The sequence below is a fragment of the Chryseobacterium oryzae genome, assembly GCF_022811665.1.
In the GTDB taxonomy this organism is placed as follows: Bacteria; Bacteroidota; Bacteroidia; order Flavobacteriales; family Weeksellaceae; genus Chryseobacterium; species Chryseobacterium oryzae.
Genome location: NZ_CP094529.1, coordinates 2,880,177 through 2,897,860 on the forward strand (window position 1 = coordinate 2,880,177; position 17,684 = coordinate 2,897,860).

9 protein-coding genes are annotated in these 17,684 nt (G+C 35.1%); 3 read left to right on the plus strand and 6 right to left on the minus strand.

Annotated features, from left to right (window positions below; all coding sequences use genetic code 11):
* Positions 1–70: 70 nt before the first annotated feature.
* Together MTP08_RS13100 and MTP08_RS13105 are read right to left on the minus strand one after the other, a co-directional pair.
* Positions 71–2,182: a TonB-dependent receptor gene (locus MTP08_RS13100; protein ID WP_243576318.1), complete on the minus strand. Its 2,112-nt coding sequence runs from the start codon at positions 2,180–2,182 to the stop codon at positions 71–73.
* A gap of 240 nt (positions 2,183–2,422) precedes the next feature.
* A complete protein-coding gene (locus tag MTP08_RS13105) occupies positions 2,423–3,175 on the minus strand; it encodes a WG repeat-containing protein (RefSeq protein WP_243576319.1) in 753 nt (250 codons plus the stop codon).
* 307 nt (positions 3,176–3,482) lie between these two features.
* On the opposite strand from MTP08_RS13105, the gene MTP08_RS13110 reads away from it, so the two are divergent.
* The 3 genes from MTP08_RS13110 (at position 3,483) to MTP08_RS13120 (ending at position 11,381) form a co-directional block, all read left to right on the plus strand.
* The gene (locus MTP08_RS13110; protein ID WP_243576320.1) at positions 3,483–6,263 is read left to right on the plus strand and encodes a bifunctional aconitate hydratase 2/2-methylisocitrate dehydratase; all 2,781 of its coding nucleotides are present in this window, start codon (positions 3,483–3,485) and stop codon (positions 6,261–6,263) included.
* 280 nt (positions 6,264–6,543) lie between these two features.
* A complete protein-coding gene (locus MTP08_RS13115; protein WP_243576321.1) occupies positions 6,544–8,817 on the plus strand; it encodes an aconitate hydratase in 2,274 nt (757 codons plus the stop codon).
* Positions 8,818–9,236: 419 nt separating this feature from the next.
* Positions 9,237–11,381 (plus strand): outer membrane beta-barrel family protein, encoded by a 2,145-nt coding sequence (locus MTP08_RS13120; RefSeq protein ID WP_243576322.1) that lies wholly within the window; start codon positions 9,237–9,239, stop codon positions 11,379–11,381.
* A gap of 99 nt (positions 11,382–11,480) precedes the next feature.
* On the opposite strand, the gene MTP08_RS13125 is transcribed toward MTP08_RS13120, so the two are convergent.
* From MTP08_RS13125 to MTP08_RS13140, 4 genes are all read right to left on the minus strand, one after another.
* Positions 11,481–13,535, minus strand: a complete 2,055-nt coding sequence (locus MTP08_RS13125) for an Ig-like domain-containing protein (protein WP_243576323.1) — start codon at positions 13,533–13,535, stop codon at positions 11,481–11,483.
* Between the two features lie 463 nt (positions 13,536–13,998).
* On the minus strand, positions 13,999–14,685 hold the full coding sequence (locus MTP08_RS13130; RefSeq protein WP_243576324.1) for a hypothetical protein: 687 nt from the start codon (positions 14,683–14,685) through the stop codon (positions 13,999–14,001).
* A gap of 59 nt (positions 14,686–14,744) precedes the next feature.
* Positions 14,745–16,598 (minus strand): autotransporter outer membrane beta-barrel domain-containing protein, encoded by a 1,854-nt coding sequence (locus tag MTP08_RS13135; RefSeq protein WP_243576325.1) that lies wholly within the window; start codon positions 16,596–16,598, stop codon positions 14,745–14,747.
* Positions 16,599–17,125: 527 nt separating this feature from the next.
* Entirely contained in the window at positions 17,126–17,629 is a 504-nt protein-coding gene (locus MTP08_RS13140; RefSeq protein WP_243576326.1) for a hypothetical protein, read from the minus strand.
* Between the last annotated feature and the right edge of the window lie 55 nt (positions 17,630–17,684).

A 17,684-nucleotide genomic window follows, 5' to 3' on the forward strand; every position in this document is an offset into this window, starting at 1 on the left:
AGACTGCCGAAACAGTCTCAAAAAAATTAATTCTAAATTGCTTAGAAAAATATGATTAAGGATTGGTTTTTTATTGAATTTTCCAACTGATTCCAAACATAAAGTTGGTTCCTGCCTGAGAAAAATATACCGGGCCGTCGTAAACGTATCCGTTATTTACGTATTTCTGATCGAAAATATTATTTACCAAAAGTTTTAATGACACCTCTTGTCTTTTGATTTTGAACTGATATTGTGCATTAAAATCTGTAAGGAAATAATCTTTTAGCTGTAAGGCAGCTGTTTCTGTATTATCCAAATACTGTTTTCCTACATATTGGTTCGTTAAAGCAAACTGGAAATTTTTAACAGGATTGAATTTCAGACTTAAATTGGCAATTAAATTCGGCGAAAAAGAAATTTCTGTATTTCCTAAATGATCTACACCATTATTATTTTCAACAATAAAATCTAGGTTTCTGTTTTGGCTCACACTTACATTTCCAGACACCTCCCATTGTTTTGAGAGTTTTGCCAAAGCTCCGATTTCTACACCTCTTCGGTAACTTTTCCCTGAATTGGTTCTGATAAATTCTCCGATATTACTAATCTGCCCATTAAGCACCAACTGATTGATGTAGTACATATAATAAAGATTGGCAGTAAATTCCAATACGCCAAAGCGCTTTTCTATTCCAGCTTCAAAATCATGAAGTTTTTCTGCTTTTACGTCATTATTGGCAAAAAGGTCATCCCGATTAGGCTCTCGCTGAGCCAGTGCATAAGAGAAAAACACCTTACCATTGCTCAATCTGTAATTAACTCCCGCTTTTGGATTAAAAAACAGCCAGTTTCTTTTAAGATTTGCTCCTTCACCATCACCTTGCATTAAAATTCTAGTATCATAATCGATATTTCTTAACTGCAAGTCGCCAAAAAGTTCAAAATTATCTATTCTTACCAAAGCTTTTGCAAAACCGGCAACTTCATTCTTCACCGAACGATTTCGGTAATATTCGTATTCGTTAATCTGCGGAAAGAAAACTCCCGTTACATTTCCGTAATGTCTTCCGTAATATTGGTTAGCAACGGCTCCGAAATTCAAATCTACATTTTCAAATTTTCCGTACAAAGTAGAAACTACACCATAAAAATCATTATTCAGCCATTTCTTTCTAATGAAATCCGAACGATCTCTAAGAGTACTTCCATCCAACATATTAGGCAGGTTATATCGGGAAAATTTGTTATTCTGTCTGTAATTTTCATAATAACCACTCCCTTTGGTGTAATGAAATGTGGTTTCAAGGTTCCAACGGTCATTAATTCCCTGTTCCCAAAGCAACTGATAATGATTTTGTCTGTAATTATCGGTTTCGTTGTCGTAAAATCCCGATATATCTCCATTTTTATCATAAATTGCTCCTGAAGGATTAAATCTTGGATTGGTTTCCCAGGTTTGTCTATCAATTCCATTCCAGGCTTGATACGTTTTTTCTTTTCCTCCGAATGCCATGAAACGAAGTTTTGTTTTTCCTTCTTCAAATAATGCCGTAAAATTATACGAATTCAGATCCGAAAAAGCTCTGTCGATATACCCATCAGAATGAATATGAGAGTAACGCCCCATTACAGAAAGACGGTTTTTCCAGAATTTACCAGAACCCACTTCAGCAGAATATTTGTAGGTATTAAAAGATCCGTAGCTGTCGTCTGTTTTCAAGTAAAACTTTTCTTCGGGTTCTTTAGAAATAACATTAATACTTGCTCCGAAAGCAGAAACACCATTATTGGAAGTCCCTACACCACGCTGAATTAAAATTTGCGATGCAGAACTTGTTAAATCTGGCACATTCACAAAAAATGTTCCCTGACTTTCGGAATCATTGTAAGGAACGCCGTTCATCATCACATTAATACCTCTTCCTGCAACACCTCGAATTCTAAAACCGGTGTATCCTACTCCATTTCCAGCGTCTGAAGTGGAAATGATAGAAGTTTGATTCTTTAGCAAAATAGGTAAATCCTGACCGAGATTTTTACTTTCCAGATCTTTCTGAACGTTAATGATTTCTTTTGCTACGGGAAGTCTTCGTGTGAAATTAACGGTTTCTATTTCTCTTATCTTAAGAGAATCCTGATTTTGAGTTTGTGCAAAACCCAGAGAACTTGCGGTAAGTCCTAAAAAAAATAATCCTTTCATTCTTATAAATTTTAAAATTTAATGGAATAAAAGGGGCGATTAAAATAATGTAACAATTAACTGATTTAACAGTCTAGCAATAATTGGTACATTGTTATACTGCTATATTGGTACATTTTCAAATTTCCCTAAACAGCATTACCTGTTCCAGGTTCATTGGGTATAATCTCAGCTCCGATTGGGGCACCCCTTTATTTCTGCGGCAAAAATACAATTTATTTTTGATTAAATTAAAATTTATCAGTACGATCTGTTGTAAGAATCGATAAGATAATAATTTGCATCATCTTTAGTCACTTCAAACATCTTTCCCAATTTCCAGCTGTAATTTCTTTTAATATCAGAATATTCGAAAGGAATAACAATTTTATTATTCACATCAATTACTCCAAACTTATCATTATACGTAGCAATAATCATAGGATTGGCAACATCATCCCCTTCCAGCACATAGAGAAACTGATACTTTGGGTAAATAGCAAACTGCGACTGATCGTCGGGATTTTTAAACTTAGAATCTTCAATAATTCCGTATTTTCCTTTTAAAATATAGGCATGAAATAAAGCTTTCTGCATTTGTGCATTACATCTTCCTAAATCTTCTTTTTTGTATTGATAAACTTTTTTCCCGTTTTTATTAATTCGATACGTGATGCCTTTATTATCAACAGTTGCAAAATCACTGCTACCAAAAATTTTAACTTTTTCGTTAGGAGAGTTAAGCAGATTACAGTCTTCACCAAAGAACATAACCAAATCATATTCAGCGGGAATAACCATTTTTCCTTTCTGATTAACAAATCCGGATTTTCCTTTGATTTTTTTGGGAATCAGTAGCGGTATATTCTCATTCACTACCGGAAGATTAACTGTATTGCCCTGCGAAGATTTTCCGATTTTATAATCTGAAGGTTTTTTTTTGAATGTCTTAGACTGACCGAAAGCCAATACACAACAAAACCCTAATAAAAGAATATTGATTTTTTTCGTCATTTTAGTTTTCATTCGGCGGCAAAAATAGAAAATATAAAATTTATATTTATAAAGAATCTAAATAAATTCAATCTGAAAAAATTCTATTTTTTTGTATTTTTGGGGACATTTTTTAAATGTTTGACAATTATTTGGTTTTGAAAGAAGCTCATTCGCTTTAAAACTGAAAGAAAAATTAGCAAATTACAAGAGTTCAACCATTTAAGAATGCTAACTGTGAGTATTACAAATGAGAATTTCAATCTGAAATTTCTCTCAACGTAAAACATCGGTTAATAATTTTAAGTTATAAAAAAGAAAAGACTATATGGGAATTTATCAGGATTACCTCCAAGAAATCGAAGAAAGAAAAAACCAAGGACTTCACCCTAAACCTATTGATAGCGCAGATTTATTAAGCGAAATCATCTCACAAATCAAAGATACAGCCAACGAATACAGGGCAGATTCTCTTAAATTTTTTATTTACAACACTTTGCCTGGTACCACTAGTGCTGCAGGAGTAAAGGCTAAATTTTTGAAAGAAATTATCCTTGGCGAATCGGTGGTTGAAGAAATCACACCTGCTTACGCTTTCGAATTGCTGTCTCATATGAAAGGCGGTCCTTCTATCGAGGTTTTGCTGGATTTGGCTTTAGGTAATAATGAAAACATTGCAAAACAGGCTGCAGAAGTTCTTAAAACTCAGGTGTATTTGTATGATGCCGATACAGCCCGTTTGAAAGAAGCTTACGAAGCTGGCAATGCCATCGCTAAAGATATTTTGGAAAGTTATGCCAAAGCAGAATTTTTCACAAAATTACCGGAAGTTCCGGAAGAAATTAAAGTCGTGACTTTCATCGCTGGTGAAGGTGATATTTCTACCGATTTATTGTCTCCTGGAAATCAGGCACACTCTCGTTCAGACAGAGAACTGCACGGAAAATGTATGATTACACCAGAAGCTCAGGACGAAATCAGAATGCTTCAGGCTCAACATCCTGATGCAAGCGTAATGCTGATTGCAGAAAAAGGAACAATGGGGGTTGGCTCATCCCGTATGTCGGGTGTAAACAACGTTGCTCTTTGGACTGGTAAACAGGCAAGTCCTTACGTTCCTTTTGTTAATATTGCTCCGATTGTAGCAGGAACCAACGGAATTTCACCGATTTTCTTAACAACAGTTGATGTAACCGGAGGTATCGGAATCGACCTTCAGAACTGGGTTAAGAAAACAGACGAAAACGGAAATCCAATCCGTAACGAAAACGGCGATATTGTTTTGGAAGAAAAATATTCTGTTGCTACAGGAACTGTTTTAACCATCAATACCAAAGAAAAGAAATTATACAACGGAGATAAAGAACTGAAAGATATTTCTAAATCTTTCACGCCTCAAAAATTAGAATTCATCAGAGCTGGTGGTTCTTATGCTATCGTTTTCGGTAAAAAAATCCAGACTTTTGCGGCAAAAACTTTAGGAATTACAGCTCCGACGGTTTTCGCGCCATCAAAAGAAATTTCTATTGAAGGACAAGGTTTGACTGCTGTTGAAAAAATCTTTAACAGAAATGCAGTGGGTGTAACAGAAGGTAAATTATTACACGCAGGTTCAGACGTTAGAGTTGAAGTAAATATTGTAGGTTCTCAGGATACGACAGGTCTGATGACGTCTCAGGAACTGGAATCTATGGCTGCAACCGTAATTTCTCCAATTGTTGATGGTGCTTATCAGTCAGGTTGTCATACCGCTTCGGTTTGGGATAAAAAAGCTCAGGCTAATATTCCTAAATTAATGAAATTTATGAATGATTTCGGAGTAATCACAGCCCGTGACCCGAAAGGCGAATACCACGCAATGACAGACGTTATCCATAAAGTTCTTAATGATATTACGGTGGACGAATGGGCCATCATCATCGGTGGTGACTCACACACGAGAATGTCTAAAGGGGTTGCTTTCGGAGCTGACTCCGGAACGGTAGCTTTGGCTTTGGCAACAGGTGAAGCTTCAATGCCGATTCCTGAATCTGTGAAAGTTACTTTCAAAGGAGAAATGAAGGAGCATATGGATTTCCGTGACGTCGTTCACGCAACTCAGGCTCAGATGTTGAAGCAGTTTGACGGAGAAAATGTTTTCCAGGGAAGAATTATCGAGGTTCACATCGGAACTCTTCCAGCTGACCAAGCGTTTACATTCACAGACTGGACTGCAGAAATGAAAGCAAAAGCTTCTATCTGTATTTCTGAAGACGATACTTTGATTCAGTCTTTGGAAATTGCAAAAAGCAGAATCCAGATTATGATTGATAAAGGAATGGATAATCACAATCATGTTCTTCAAGGTTTAATTAACAAAGCAAACAAGAGAATCGAAGAAATCAGAACGGGTGACAAACCTGCTTTGACTCCAGATGCTAACGCCAAATATTATGCTGAAGTTGTGGTAGATTTGGATGCTATTGTAGAACCAATGATTGCTGACCCGGATGTAAACAACGACGATGTTTCTAAAAGATATACGCACGATACCATCAGAGACCTTACTTATTACGGAGGCGAGAAAAAAGTTGACCTTGGTTTCGTAGGTTCTTGTATGGTTCACAAGGGTGACCTCAAAATTGTTTCTCAGATGTTGAGAAATCTTGAAAAACAAAATGGTAAAGTAGAATTTCAGGCTCCTCTTGTTGTTGCAGCTCCTACTTATAATATCATAGATGAATTAAAGGCCGAAGGTGACTGGGAATTGCTTGAAAAATATTCAGGATTTGAATTCAACGATGCAGCTCCAAAAGGCGAAGCCCGTACACAATATGAAAATATGATGTATCTTGAGCGTCCAGGTTGTAACCTTTGTATGGGTAACCAGGAAAAAGCGGAGAAAGGAGATACCGTTTTGGCAACTTCTACAAGACTTTTCCAAGGAAGAGTAGTTGAAGATTCTGAACGTAAAAAAGGTGAATCTTTGTTAGCTTCAACGCCGGTTGTTGTACTTTCTGCAATTATGGGAAGAATTCCAAGCATTGACGAATACAAAACAGCCGTCGAAGGAATTGATTTAACTACTTTTGTACCTTCTATCAAAGAATTGGTAACGGTTGGTCATTAATTTTTAGACTAAACTTTAAATATAAAAGGAAGATTTCGTGAGAAGTCTTCCTTTTTTTGTTTAGAATCTTTCTATTTAACGCCACAAAAATTTATTTTACCTTATATCAACATACCCAATTTTATTTTTTTCTTAACTTCATCATTGTAAATAATCACTTTCATTTATTATATGAATTATCTTATGGTAGCATAGGAATGAAATTTGATGAACACTGATCAAAATTTCTCTTTTAAGTTAACTTGAAGCAGAAAAGAAAATAAAAAGAAAATAAAAAAATATGACTTTCGACATTGACATGATCAAAAAAGTGTACGAACGTTATCCTGAAAGAATTGCCGCAGCAAGACAGATTACGGGAAAACCTTTAACACTCGCAGAAAAAATTCTTTACACCCATCTTTGGGAAGGCAATGCTACACAGGAATATGAAAGAGGAAACTCTTATGTAGACTTCGCTCCCGACAGAGTTGCGATGCAGGATGCCACGGCACAGATGGCTCTTTTACAATTTATGCAGGCTGGTAAAACAAAAGTAGCCGTTCCTTCAACAGCACATGCGGATCACCTCATTCAGGCAAGAGTAGGTGCGGAGCAGGATTTGCAGGAGGGTATCAACAAAAACTCCGAAGTATTCAACTTTTTAAGTTCGGTTTGTGACAAATACGGAATTGGCTTTTGGAAACCCGGAGCAGGTATTATTCATCAGGTTGTTCTTGAAAATTATGCATTTCCTGGTGGAATGATGATCGGAACCGACTCTCACACCGTAAACGCAGGAGGTTTAGGAATGGTTGCCATAGGAGTTGGTGGAGCCGATGCAGTTGATGTAATGGCGGGAATGGCTTGGGAACTGAAAATGCCAAAACTCATCGGTGTAAAATTAACAGGAAAAATGTCTGGCTGGACTTCAGCTAAAGATGTCATCTTAAAAGTTGCCGGAATTCTTACCGTGAAAGGTGGTACCGGTTGTATTGTAGAATATTTTGGAGAAGGAGCTGAATCTCTTTCTGCAACAGGAAAAGGAACGATCTGTAATATGGGTGCTGAAATTGGGGCAACCACATCAACTTTCGGATACGATGACTCGATGAGAAGGTATCTTTCTGCAACAGGAAGACAGGATGTAGTAGATGCGGCTGATAAAATTGCTGAACATTTAACAGGAGATGCTGAAGTGTATGCAAACCCTGAACAATATTTCGATCAGTTAATTGAAATTGATCTTTCAACACTTTCCCCTCATCTGAACGGGCCTTTCACTCCGGATTTAGCAACGCCGGTTGCAGAATTCAGAGCTAAGGCGGAAGCAAATGGCTGGCCTTTGGAAGTAGAATGGGCATTAATAGGTTCCTGTACCAACTCGTCTTACGAAGATTTGTCAAGAGCAGCTTCTATTGTAGAAGATGCCGTTGCAAAAGGTGTAAAGCCAAAAGCGATTTTAGGAATCAACCCTGGTTCTGAACAGGTAAAATTTACCGCAGAAAGAGACGGGTTTTTAGATTCCTTCAGAAAATTTGAAAATGCAAGAATCTTTACCAATGCTTGCGGACCTTGTATCGGGCAATGGGACAGAGAGGGAGCAGATAAAGGTGAGAAAAACTCTATTATTCACTCTTTCAACAGAAACTTTGCCAAAAGAGCAGATGGCAACCCAAATACCCATGCATTTGTAGCTTCACCAGAAATGGTAGCGGCAGTTGCTATTTCAGGAAGATTAGATTTTAATCCTATTACCGATACGCTTACTGCTGTAAATGGGGAACAGGTAAAACTGGATGAGCCAAAAGGTTCTGAATTGCCATCAAAAGGGTTTGCGGTGGATGACAATGGCTATCAGGCTCCATCAGAAGACGGTTCTGGTGTTGAGGTAAAAGTGAGTCCCACTTCAGACAGGCTTCAGTTGCTGGAAGAATTCCCGGCTTGGGATGGACTGAATATTACAGGAGCTTTTGTTTTAATTAAAGCTTTCGGAAAATGTACTACTGACCATATTTCTATGGCAGGACCTTGGTTAAAGTACAGAGGCCATTTAGATAATATTTCCAATAACATGTTGATAGGAGCTGTAAATGCTTACAACATGGAAACCAATAAAGTTAAAAACCTCCTGACTGGAGAATATGGTGAAGTTCCTGCAGTACAGAGAGCTTATAAAGCGGCACACGTTCCCACCATTGTGGTGGGAGACGAAAATTATGGTGAAGGCTCGTCAAGAGAACATGCGGCTATGGAACCGAGACATTTGGGTGTAAAAGCTGTTTTAGTAAAATCTTTTGCAAGAATCCATGAAACGAATCTGAAAAAACAGGGAATGTTGGCTTTAACCTTCAATGATAAATCAGATTACGACAAAATTCAGGAAGATGATGTTTTGGACTTCTTAGATTTAGATCAATTCAGTATAGGAAAACCTTTAACCATCGTTTTTCACCACAAAGACGGTTCTAAAGATACGGTAGTAACCAATCATACTTACAATCAGGCTCAGATTGATTGGTTTAAAGCAGGTTCTGCTCTGAATCTGATAAAAAAAATGGAAAAAGAAAGTTAATTTCTTGTCTGAAATACTAGATAAACCGCTCAAAATTGGGCGGTTTTTTATTTGGATATAAGATATGTTTCATAAAAGAATTTTTAAAATTATTTAAATTAATCTTCCATTAGCTTTGATTTTTTGAATAACGTGAGTTCGGGATAAGAAATATTTTAAATTTTAAATAGTTCTGATATTCAGATATTAATTATTTTATCGCAAAGAAAAACAAAGAGAAGTTAACTTTTTGAAATGCTCTTAAGCTATACAAAGGCACCTTGTTTAGCAGAAAAACACAAATCTTTGTGTTGCTTTGCTAAGTTTACATTGCATTTTATAATCCTTATCCCAAACTCAGGTTAATTAATCTCATCATTTGTTCAGAAGTGTAACAAATTCGATTTTAAGTTGTCTAATAAAGAGAAATAAATTTCTAGATGAAGAAAACTATACTTACACTTTCTATTGTTTCCTCTACATTACTTTTAGCACAGGAAAAAAAAGAAAATACCAATACTCAGGAAAAACAAATTGAAGGGGTAACCATTACCAAAACTAAAAAAGCCGTTGAACAGAAAGCGGACCGTACTATTTTTGATTTTTCTGAACAGGCTCATCTCAACAACGGTTCTGTAATGGAAGGAGTGAAAAAACTTCCTGGTCTTGTAGCTTCTGAAATGGTGGGAATGATGTATCAGGGAAAACCTCTTGATGTTTATATGGACGGCAGACCTCTGAATATTTCCAGTAACGAGCTTACCGCTTTTCTTGAAGGAATGCCTGCAAGCTCTATAGACCGAATAGAAATCATCACCCAGCCCGGTGCAGAGTTTCCTGCAACTTCTGGCGGTGCCATCATGAATATCATTACCAGTAAATCTGCTAAAAATTATCTTACAGCTGTTTACAACGGTGGTTATCGTTTTTCTAATTATGACCGATACAGAAGACGTTTCAATAACTCAATTGCTTTAAATTCCAGAAATAAATGGTTTGGATGGCAGGTAAATCTGGGGCAATATTATCGTGAAAGCCTTTCGGATTCTCAGTTTGATCTTTTAACTAAAAACCATTCAAATTCGGTAGGGAGAACATATTATATGAATTCTGCGTTTACTTTTGAACTCGGTAAAGACAGATTGTTACTCAATTATGATGTAAGCAACAATAATAATAATTCTGATATTAATACAGATATATTTTTAAACGGAGTAACTTCCTCGAACTTTCTAAGTGATTCTAAAGGTACCAGACAGGAAGTATCTGCAATCTATCAGAAAAAATTTAATGATAAAAACAAGAAATTAGACTTCAAAGCAACCTACAACAACAGTACTTCTGATTTTAACCAGAGAAATGCCAACAATTTGCAGTATTTTGATCTCGAAAATTCATCAAAATTTAATCTTTATAATTTTAAAGTAGATTACTCTCAGCCATTAAAAATTCTGGATGAAGGAAAAATGAGCTTGGGAGCACTTTATGATCAGCAGGATTTCCAGGCACTCAACAGAAGCATTGTGAATCTTGATTATTCGAGAAAAACACTTGCCGGATATTTGGAATTTCAGGCTACTTTGAAGAAATTCGACTTCATTGCAGGAGCTAGAGCCGAAAATTATGATATCGCAGGAATTACAAAATCTTTTGATAATCAGGGAAATCTTGTTCAGAATGATTTAATTCCATTTAAAAAATTCAAGGTTTTCCCCAATGCAAGTATTCAGTATAATCTGATGAAGCAGCTTTTCGCCAATTTGAATTATAATAAAAAAATTACGCTCCCAAGCGTTTCGGTATTAAACCCTAACAATACCACTTTGGGAACCAGTGTAATAACATCGAACGGTAACCCGAATCTACAGCCTACGATTTACGACAATGCAGAGTTCAAAATCAGTGCTTTCGATTATGCTTTTATCAGCTATAATACAAGTTGGGTGAATAATCAGATTGTACAGAGAATTACCCGTAACAATAACCTTATCAGTAACCAGCAGGTACAGATTGATCGTTTGAGAACGCATAATTTCAACTTTGGGATGCCTATTCCGTTTATGCTTTTCACTACTCCTTTCAGCGAATTGATGAAATTTAATGTAAATCCTGATAAAATGAATCTTTTATACCTATATGCAGGATATCAGCTTCAGGAAATGCCGGATATAAAAACGAAAGGTTTTTGGGTGTACAATGTTATGGGACAGTTTATTTTACCTAAAGACATTAGGCTACAAGCCAACTACAACATTCTTACTTCTAAAGGGAATTACTATTATTTTGAAATAGATAAACCGTTAAACAATTCTTTCGACCTCACTATTTCAAAGAAATTTATGAGTGACAGGCTTAATCTTTCTCTTTATGCCAGAGATATTTTTAACCAGAATAAAACCGTACTTCTTGCTCGCTCACTTGGCGGGACAGTTTTTAATTCCAACAAAACCGACACCCGCAGCTTCGGAATTACTGTAAACTATAAAATCCCAACCAAAAATAAATTGGCAAAAGAAGATCCGAATATGATTAAAAATTCTAACCAAGGCGACAGCAACGGCGGAATTTTGCAGCAGGGACAGTAAAATTTCATCAATGCTGATTGATAAAGTATAATTGATTATTGCAACTAAAAACGGCTTCGAGTTTCGAAGCCGTTTTTGCAGTTTTATAATGATAAAATATTATTTTTTGATAAGCTTTATAGATTGTTTGCTTCCATCTTTCATATCAAGAATTAAAATATACATTCCCTGTGCAATATCATTTAATTTTAATTCAGATTCAAGCTTTATACTGCTTCTTAGAAGTTTTCCTGAAACATCTGTAATTGTAATCGAATTAATAAGTTCCGGTCTGTCAATTTTCACCACCTCTGTAAAAGGGTTTGGATATACTTTAATGTTATTTTTTTTATTTGATTCGGCTGTTGAAAGACAAGCTACAGCATCAACCGTTGCTGTAACCATAGTTCTTGGTGATTCGCAACCTGTTGAAATTTTCCAATTATAAAAGAAATAATAATAGGGTGTGGATAAACTTCCACCCGTTATATCTACTACACCCGTTGTCGAATATGGAAATGCTAAATTAATAGAATCTCTATACATATTTGTAATTCCAGTCCATGCACTAACTCCTAAACGATAAGAAACCCCACCTGTAATAGGAAAATTAACCGTAACAGTTTGTGGTACTGATAAAGCTACAGAGCTTTGTCCGATAACATTTACTGTTGTTGAAATAATGGGTGTTCCAGAGGAAGTAAATAATGTGATAGTAACCGTTCCGGGAGTACCCGCAACACTAGAATAAGGAAACAAATCCACAGTATTCAAAGTAAAGTCTGAGTTTGCAGTAAATACCAAATAAGAAGATAAAGACCCACCAGTTATAGCATTTGATTCGAGGTTTACCTTACCCACATTAGAAACCGTTCCTGTGCTTGCAGAAACATAATAATTAGTTGTAGTATTTAAAACAGGAGTAGTAAACGATGGTCCACTACCAACAAGATTGTTACCAGTAGCAGAATCATACCATTTCAATGTTGCTCCAGAAGATGTGGTAGCACTTAAAGTTGCACTAGTACCGGGACAAACAAGATTTCCTGTTGTAGAAATAACCGAAGTAGGTTGACATTGAGTAGCAAAACTAACAGGCTGATTAGACCAGCTACTATATGATCCAGACCCACAGCTTGATCTTACCCATACATAATAAATTTTTGAAGAAAGTAAGGATTGTAAGGTAACGGAGCTAGTAGACAAACCTGTAATCTGTGGAATTGAAGAACTTGTAGGAAGCGTATTATTTGTACTGTAATAAACTTCGTAGCCATTAGAAGGAGCTGAAGAAATTGCATTCCATGTTATATTTGCAGTATTTGCAGTAGAACTTATTGTAGATAATCCTGTGGGAGAATAACATGTTGGAGGAGTCCAGGTATAAGTTAAGCCCGCAGAAGGCATTCCTGGTATCATGTCTATTGTACTAAAACTTTGCACACTAGTATTAGCAGTCCCTACAGTAGAATTGGTAAATTCAAGAGTATTTGAATTTAAGCGATTATTAAAATCTAAATTCGTACTCCCCCTCAAACCGACCTGTGCTGTCGACGCATAAACTGTATTTCCAACCAAATAAGATCCACTACCATACACGATATCAATAACATTTGAAGTTTCCTTTAATCTTATTTGAAATGAAAAAGTATAAGCTGCATTAGTAGTTGTAACATTTGTAGGTCTGAAATCTCTCCACTGAATGACAATTTCTCTGTTGGGAGCTGTTCCTATAACATCCCAACTAATTTTCCCGGTTGCTCCACTTATATCATATAAGCTTGTAATATCTCTCCCAAATGCAGAAATAGCACCTGCATAAGCTACTGTTGCGGATATGGGTGTAGTCGTAGTTGTTAATGGTGGAGTTGTTCCAAATGTAATAAATCCGTTGGAGGAAACATTTAACGAAGTATAAGATACATCATTAAAAGCAAAGCCAAAAGGTAAAGTTATATTATAAACTTCACTATTGAGGTTTGTTGCAGAAGTATTCCCTGTAGCAACTCCAAGAACATTTCCACTTATAGGTACGAAAGTTCCTGCTGATTGTGCGAAATTATAAGCACTAACTTGTGCTAATGTAAAATTGAAATTCAATAACAATAATAATATTGCATAGACTTTCAAATTACTTTTTTTTAACCAAGAATACAATTGATAAAATTTACTCATATATTAATTTTTGAATAAATATATGAATTTAACAACAATAAATGAAATAAAATAACGATAATACATTAATAAGCCAATAAAACCAATACCTTAACAATGCACTGTTAAGAAATTAAATATTATGAAACCAATTGCGTAATAAATTTTACTTCTAAGAAATTTAAAAATAAATGCCGGTCTTTAATATGCCAGCCACAGACTATCCCAATAAATGGTTAATAAAAACTTCAATTTTGGATTTTAGAATCATAGCCTCTCTTCCAAATCTGGGATAAACAAAATTAACCAAGCAAATTAAAAAGAAGATGTTTGGTAATCGCTAATTATTTCTAAAGTTTATATAGCCCGACATTTTTTGTTTTCTATTTCAGGACTATACAATATAAACATAATAAAAGTCATCAAAAAAATGAGATTATATCTCATTTTTTTGATGACTTTTTTCAGTAGTATAAAAACTATACTAAAGTAGATTATCAAAGTAAGTTTGGTCTATAACTTCTGTAGGTGGCATTTCTACACCAGAACGCCACATTTGCCATTGTCCGGCAACCGCTATACTGCTGTCTCCTCCCCCAAAAACCCACATAAATTTTTTAGTTGGCTTTGTTGAAGGAAATACCGCATTCTCAATCTCAGAAAATCCAAAGGTTCCTATGTAAGGACTTTTAACAAATTTATTTGGCGGCTCAGTTGTAGTTCCTAACTGAGGAAGAACAAGCGTTTTGGTATTATCTTCTAATACAAGAACACCTTGTTGTGTGGTTGCATTATCGCCAATCACCATGCCGTAAGTAGCAGTAGTTTCGGCAGAAGTATTTGCAGTAGGTAAATTTACTGTTGATGGTAAACTAGGGGTAAGTGCTAATAATCCCGATGTATTTACCGGTGAAGTAGTCATATATACTTTTACTTGTTTATCTTTCCGGCTTACAAAAATGGTTCCTGGCACTTTAATAATATTTCCGGTGCTCGCATCCTCAACTGACGCATTAATTATTGGAGGGATGATGCCCATATTCTGTGAAGTAAAAGACAATATAGCCTTGCTATTCGACTGTATATTCCCCGAATTATCACCAATCACTACTTGTGCATTAGCATAGGAAACTATGCTAATGAATATCATTGATATAAATATTTTTTTCATCCTTTTATTTTTTTTTATAATCTTATTTATATTAATACAAAAAAAATTAAACTGTTGTACTAAGGTTTTGACTTAATGCTCTGTAAAACGTCATAAATTGATTTATCGCAACCTTTTGCAATACAATCCCATTTTTCACCATCAAAAAGCATAAGGCATTTTTTTTGTGTATCGTAAGCAATTGCACCTTTTAGCTGAGAATTTGTTCCCAACGTTTTCGTAGGATTGGCAACTCTAGTAACTACAAACGGTTTTGAATTTGAGGACAAAACCATAATCCCGTTATTAATATCATTACCATCTAAATCTTTTTGTGGCCAATTAGAATTTTGTGATGAAAATGTTGATACCCCAATTCTAGAAGTTTTGCTAACAGCAGCACTACTTTCATCTATTTTGTAGCAACCAACACTTCCTGTATAGCAATCGATAATATAATCATCTGGCTTCAGATTTTCTATACTGGCACTAGTTGTGCCAAATGTGTTTCCTGTGCCGGCCGCAATTTTAGAATAAGCCTCAGTATTACCAATATAATTAGCAGCACTCGCCAACTGAAACTTATTATTATCTATAACACCCGCAAAATTGGAGGCACTATTTCCTCTTATTTCAGCAAATGGGTCAGCGGTACCACCACTATTTTGGTTACCATAAAAAATATTATTTCTTATATTGCCTATATTATCAGCTCTTGTTTGTATTGCAGCTTGTTTACCTTGCAGGGCAGTATTATATGCAAAAACATTTCCATCTATATCATATGAAGCATTTATTGCAGCTGGAGAGGCTGCTAACGAAATGGCACTTCCTGCTCCTCCACTACCATTAATTTTATTTCCAAAAAAGAAATTATTTTTTATGTAATTTGAATTTATGATGCTACCTGTCTGAACGCTACCTTCAATAGATATTGCGCCTCCATACCCATCAGTTGAATTTTTAACATAATTCTGAATAAAATAGTTACTTTCTATTTGCAATCCACGTTGAGCTGTAGCAAATATTGCACCTCCGAAGTTAGCACCGCTTACCCCTAAGAAAACATTATTTTTTACAACAGTATTACCCGCAGTGGTGAGATAAACCCCTCCTGTTGTAGAAGTAGCTGTGCCACAAGAGAATATATTACCTATGATATAAAAACGTGCTTGACTACTAGTTGTATTCCCCGCAGTGGTAGCGTAAAAACCAGTTCCATCTGTTGAATTACCTTGTCCAAAAAGATTTCCACTTAATAATACTTTAACATCTCCATTAACTGTAGAAAACACAATTGGACCCGTGGCTCCCATTTGGTTTCTATAAAACTTATTATTATTAAACCAAAATGTCTTCTTGCCGGTATACGCACTAAACAAACTAAACAAGCCAGTAGCACCTTTAGAATCATGAATCTGACAATCTTCAAGTTTAAACTGATAGTTACCATTACTATTAGAATCATAAAAAATACTTCCATCTGTAGCAGTAGAACCCGTACTTTTAAAATACAAGCCTTTTAAAGTAAATTTATTAGTATTAAATGCATTTGATGTTGAATTAATCCTAACAAAACGAAAATTAGAATCTTTCACAATTCTAGATACATTTGCTTCTGGATTATATCCAGATAAATCTGTACCTGTCGCATTTGCAGGAAATCCTCCTTGAATTAACACATCATTGCCTGTATATGAGTATGCGCTAGTAGAAGCAAAATTATAATCTCCCTCTGCAACGTAAATATGTACATTGTTAATTGCGCCTCCTGAAATAGTTGGTAAATTACCCAGGGCATCATCCCAAGAACTACCACTTCCTGTCGCTCCGCTTTTTACATAATAATTGGTTTGGGAATACACTTTTGCAGAAAAAAGACATAGCAAAAGAAACACCAATAAGTGCTTCGATAAGTTCAAATTTTTTATCATTGTGTGTTTAGTAATATTAAAACTTAATTTTATTTTTGTTTATTATTAAGTTAAACATTATTTTTATAAATAATTCTAATAATGCTTTAACTTTTTAGCTGCACAAGACAAACATTTATTATCACAAAATTTTAATTTGTATACTATAAGTGTCCAAAAAAACTATGCTTATTTTTGATTTTTTTCCAATGCCTATCTGTGCAGTATTTACTTCGAAATAATGTTCAAATATAGGAATTATTTTACTATTACAGAATTTTCAGATTGATAAATTTAAAGATTAAAATGCATAATCACTGTTTAAACAATTCTTTCGACATGAGCGACAGCTTATACCCGCAGTTTCGGAATTACTGTAAACTATAAAATCTCAACCAAAAATAAATTGGCAAAATAAGATCCGAATATGATTAAAAATTCTAACCAAGGGACAGCAACGGCGGAATTTTGCAGCAGGGACAGTAAATATAAAGTCAGTAAATTATCAAAGAAAAGTGCCGGTCATTTTAGACCAGCACTTTTTTATTTTAATCTTTAGAACCTAAATCATCCATTCTCCTATCCATTCCTTTACTGTTGGGAGTATAAACCCTGTTAGGATTTAAGAAATAAACGTTGTGACGTGCTTTTGCAATAATACCATTGTAAACATCTTCTGGAAGACCTGCTGTGTCACTTTCTTTCACTTGGTTTTCTTCTCTTTTTTTGTAAACTTCTATGGCTCCGTTATCATTTAAAAGTTTTTTAGCATTCTGAGCCTGTTCGTAGTCATCTGCATAAACAACAATATTTACATTACCTACACTTTTAGTTTTGTAAGCGTATAAAAGCTCATCATCATTTACAAAAAGATGATCCCAAAAACTTTTGGTTTTTTCATCGTCTTCGTAATGGTTTGCAGAATCTTCGTCTGTTACATTTGATTTTGATATGATGATGTCTTCATCTTTAACACCCAAATCATTTAGTTTAGTTCTGATTTCCTCTGAATTAACAGTTTGAGGAAATAATGAAATTACTGTATAAGCCATAATATTTTGTTTTTTGATTATGACTTACACTACAAAAGCTGTGCAATTTATAGAA

Excerpts from the sequence above, each read along its gene's own strand:
- MTP08_RS13100 (WP_243576318.1), bottom strand. The coding sequence starts at position 2,182 with ATGAAAGGATTATTTTTTTTAGGACTTACCGCAAGTTCTCTGGGTTTT.
- MTP08_RS13105 (WP_243576319.1), bottom strand. The coding sequence starts at position 3,175 with ATGACGAAAAAAATCAATATTCTTTTATTAGGGTTTTGTTGTGTATTG.
- MTP08_RS13110 (WP_243576320.1), top strand. The coding sequence starts at position 3,483 with ATGGGAATTTATCAGGATTACCTCCAAGAAATCGAAGAAAGAAAAAAC.
- MTP08_RS13115 (WP_243576321.1), top strand. The coding sequence starts at position 6,544 with ATGACTTTCGACATTGACATGATCAAAAAAGTGTACGAACGTTATCCT.
- MTP08_RS13120 (WP_243576322.1), top strand. The coding sequence starts at position 9,237 with ATGAAGAAAACTATACTTACACTTTCTATTGTTTCCTCTACATTACTT.
- MTP08_RS13125 (WP_243576323.1), bottom strand. The coding sequence starts at position 13,535 with ATGAGTAAATTTTATCAATTGTATTCTTGGTTAAAAAAAAGTAATTTG.
- MTP08_RS13130 (WP_243576324.1), bottom strand. The coding sequence starts at position 14,685 with ATGAAAAAAATATTTATATCAATGATATTCATTAGCATAGTTTCCTAT.
- MTP08_RS13135 (WP_243576325.1), bottom strand. The coding sequence starts at position 16,598 with ATGATAAAAAATTTGAACTTATCGAAGCACTTATTGGTGTTTCTTTTG.
- MTP08_RS13140 (WP_243576326.1), bottom strand. The coding sequence starts at position 17,629 with ATGGCTTATACAGTAATTTCATTATTTCCTCAAACTGTTAATTCAGAG.